Below are 3242 nucleotides of genomic sequence, written 5' to 3' on the forward strand. Positions count from 1 at the left end.
GGGGTCCCGGGGCCGCCTGCCCTAGGGGATGTACGCATGGCTCCCTCGTCGGTCGGGGGTCGGCTCGGGCTCGGTGGGCGCCGGCGCGTTCCGCCAGGCGCGCTGCGCCTCCTCCTCGGCGGCCCGTTCGCGCGCCGTGGGGGAGAGCGCGACGAAGGCCGAGGTGAGGAAGAGGTAGGACCCGAGGCCCACGGCGAGCGGGAAGACGAACTGCATCGCGGTGGCTCCGGCGAGCGGTTCGGCGGACGGAACCAGCCGCACCCGCACCGCGAGCATCCCGGTGTAGTGCATGCTGCTCACCGCCAGGCCCATCAGCAGTGAGGCGACGGTCACCGCGAGCGGGGAGGTGATGTGGAGGGCGGCCCACAGGGCGGCGGTGGCGGCGACGACCGCGATCACCACGGAGACCGCGACCATCAGCGGGTCGAAGGAGACCTCGCCGTGCAGGCGCAGGGCCGCCATGCCGAGGTAGTGCATGGAGGCCACGCCGAGGCCGGTGGTCAGTCCGCCCAGGATCAGGGCGCGGGTGCGGCCCTGGCCGTAGCCGACGGCGAAGACGCCGGCGCAGACCACGATCATGGCGACGACCAGGCTGACCACCGTCAGTGGCACGTCGTAGCGGAGGTCGGTGCCGCGGACGGCGAAGCCGAGCATGGCGGTGAAGTGCATCGTCCAGATGCCGGTGCCGATGGCGGAGGCGCCGGTGAGCAGCCAGTTGCGGCGCGAGCTGCCGGTCGCCTCGAGCGCCCGGACGGTGCAGCGCAGCCCGAGGGCGGCGCCGATGCAGGCCATCGCGTACGACAGCACCGGGGTCAGCCAGCCGAAGGCGGCGTGGTCCAGATGTCCCATGGCACCGGGACGCTAGTCAGGCGTCCGGCACCCAGGGCGCAGGCTTTCGAAAGGTGGCGGAACATGACACTTCGCTTCACCCGCCGGATCGTCATGCGACCGATCCTGTACCCAGCGTGACGACGGTTCCGGAGACCGCGTTCCCGGGCGATCATGCCGTCATGAGCGAGCACCGCACCTCCCCGTACGACCGTGACCATGTGCGTGACTTCTTCGCCGCCCGGGCGACCGGCTGGGACCGGAAGTTCCCCGACGACGGTCCCGCCTTCGCCGCGGCGGTGGCCGTGCTGGGACTGCGCCCGGGCGACCGGGTCCTGGACGCCGGCTGCGGCACGGGGCGCGCGCTGCCCGCGCTGCGGGCGGCGGTGGGCCCCTCGGGCGTGGTGCTGGGGCTCGACCTGACCGAGGAGATGCTGCGCACGGCGGCGCGCGCCGGCCGCGGCCGGGACGGGGCGCTGGTGGTGGCGGACGCGGCCGCTCCCCCGGTGCGCTCCGGGGCCCTGGACGCGGTGTTCGCGTCCGGTCTGATCGCGCATCTGCCCGATCCTGGGCGCGACCTCGCCGCGCTGGCGCGGACGGTGCGGGCCGGCGGCGTGCTGGCCCTGTTCCACCCGGTGGGACGGGCGGCACTGGCCGCCCGGCAGGGCCGGGAGCTGGGCGCCGGCGACCTGCGGGCCGCGGAGAACCTGCGGCCGCTGCTCGACGCGGCGGGCTGGCGGCTGACCGCGTACGTGGACGAGCCCGCACGCTTCCTGGCGCTGGCGGTGCGCACCGGCGGGTGACCCGGCGCCCCGCGGTCGTGGCGCCCCGCAACCACGGATCGGGCCGGGCCGTTCGAACACGTGTGGGTGAGGGAAGACCGAACGCGAGGCAAACACGCAACGGACAGACCCGGAAGAAGGTGGTCCGCAGTGCTCGGCAAGCTGCGCACGGTGCTCGCCCGGTTGATCCGCCCCGCCGCACCCGCCCCGTCGGCCCCGGGACCGAGGCCGCGCAACCACAATCTGTTCGACGCGGCCGCCGCCTATGTGGCCGCCTCGGCGACGGACGACGAGGACGCCAAGGACGAGGCCGCCTCCTGGGTCTCCCCCGAGGCGCTGTCCTTCGGCGTGACCGAACTCGCCTGCCGCGCGGTGCTCACCCTGTCCAGGGAGCACGGCACGAGCCCGGACGCGGTGGCCCGCGAACTGCTGGGGGTGCCCGCCCCCCGGGCGTGACGGCGCTCCTGCGCAGGTGACAAGGGTGCCGCCGCCGGTCTAGGGTGCGCGCCGACGACCTGTGACGAAGGAGGCTGCCGGCATGGCCGGAACGGATGGGTCCGCCGTCGGCGCGAAGGACTCCCAGAACGGCGCCACGGGCGCGGCGGCGGACGGTGCGGTGGACGGCGTGGCGGACGACGACGCACTGTCGGTGCTGACCGCTGTCCTGCTGACTCCGGCGCGCTTCCCCGGTGTGCTGGGCGACGACTACCCGCAGGCCTGCGCCGTGCTGGGGCTGGACCCGACGCCCGGCGGCTACGGCCTGGTCTTCGGCCAGGACGGCGGCGGCGCCCGCTGGACGGTGGTGGTCGACGACGTCTCGCTGGTCGCCATGGCCATCGCGTCGTGGGACTGCGGCATGGAGTACGACCTCTCCCCCGACGAGCGTTCGATGGTGGTCGCGCTGCCGGGGTGGCCGCTGTCGGTGGCCGTGAAGGCGCCGGGCCTGCCCGCGCCCCACGACCCCGACCCCGAGGAGGCCGGGCCCGCGCTGGCTCCGCCGGACACCAGTGAGTGGGGTCCGGCCCAGCGACGGCTGGGCGCCGACGAGATAGCCGCCCACTGGGCCCACTGGCGCACCCAGGTGAACGACGAGGACTTCGCCGTCACGCCGGGCACGAAGGACGTCCCGGACACGGACGCCACGGACGCCGCGGGCGCCGCGGGCGCCGCGGGAACGGGAAGTTCGGGAAGCACGGACGCTCCCACCGCGGCGGGCGGCACGGCCCACCCCGGCGTCCGCCAGGTCCTCGACGCGGCCCGCGCGTACCTCGTGTCCCCTCCCCCGCCCGGCCGCATCCGCGCCTTCTTCGCAGGGGGCGACGCGCGCACCGTGCGGGCCGACGGGCCGGGCTGGTCGCTGGTGGCGCGGACCGACGACATCGCGTTCGTCCTCCTCGACGCCGAACCCCGGGAGATCATCCCGGTGGGCCGGGGCCCCGAACTGCCCGCGCTGCTGGAGGGCCTGGCCGGCCTCGCGGCCGAGCCGGTCTGATCCGCCGCGGCCGGCCCCGGCGGGGCGGGCCGCGCCTGCAGGCGGGCGGCCCCACCTGCCGCACAGCGGCCCCCGGACCGGGCCGGCAGACGGAGACCTTGGCCGCTCCGCGCTTCCCGCCGCGGTGACGCATGTGGTGC

At 75.7% G+C, this 3242-nt stretch carries 4 protein-coding genes; 3 read left to right on the forward strand and 1 reads right to left on the reverse strand.

The window, feature by feature from the left end; all coding sequences use genetic code 11:
* Positions 1 to 21: 21 nt before the first annotated feature.
* Positions 22 to 849, reverse strand: a complete 828-nt coding sequence (locus tag ACOV8S_RS26690) for an MHYT domain-containing protein (protein WP_448320903.1) — start codon at positions 847 to 849, stop codon at positions 22 to 24.
* A gap of 161 nt (positions 850 to 1010) precedes the next feature.
* Between ACOV8S_RS26690 and ACOV8S_RS26695 the strand changes: the two genes are divergently transcribed.
* The 3 genes from ACOV8S_RS26695 (at position 1011) to ACOV8S_RS26705 (ending at position 3102) form a co-directional block, all read left to right on the forward strand.
* A complete protein-coding gene (locus ACOV8S_RS26695) occupies positions 1011 to 1631 on the forward strand; it encodes a class I SAM-dependent methyltransferase (RefSeq protein WP_448320905.1) in 621 nt (206 codons plus the stop codon).
* Between the two features lie 150 nt (positions 1632 to 1781).
* The gene (locus tag ACOV8S_RS26700) at positions 1782 to 2066 is read left to right on the forward strand and encodes a hypothetical protein (RefSeq protein ID WP_448321314.1); all 285 of its coding nucleotides are present in this window, start codon (positions 1782 to 1784) and stop codon (positions 2064 to 2066) included.
* 82 nt (positions 2067 to 2148) lie between these two features.
* Positions 2149 to 3102: a hypothetical protein gene (locus tag ACOV8S_RS26705; protein ID WP_448320906.1), complete on the forward strand. Its 954-nt coding sequence runs from the start codon at positions 2149 to 2151 to the stop codon at positions 3100 to 3102.
* Positions 3103 to 3242: the final 140 nt, after the last annotated feature.

Source organism: Streptomyces sp. CO7 (assembly GCF_053474865.1).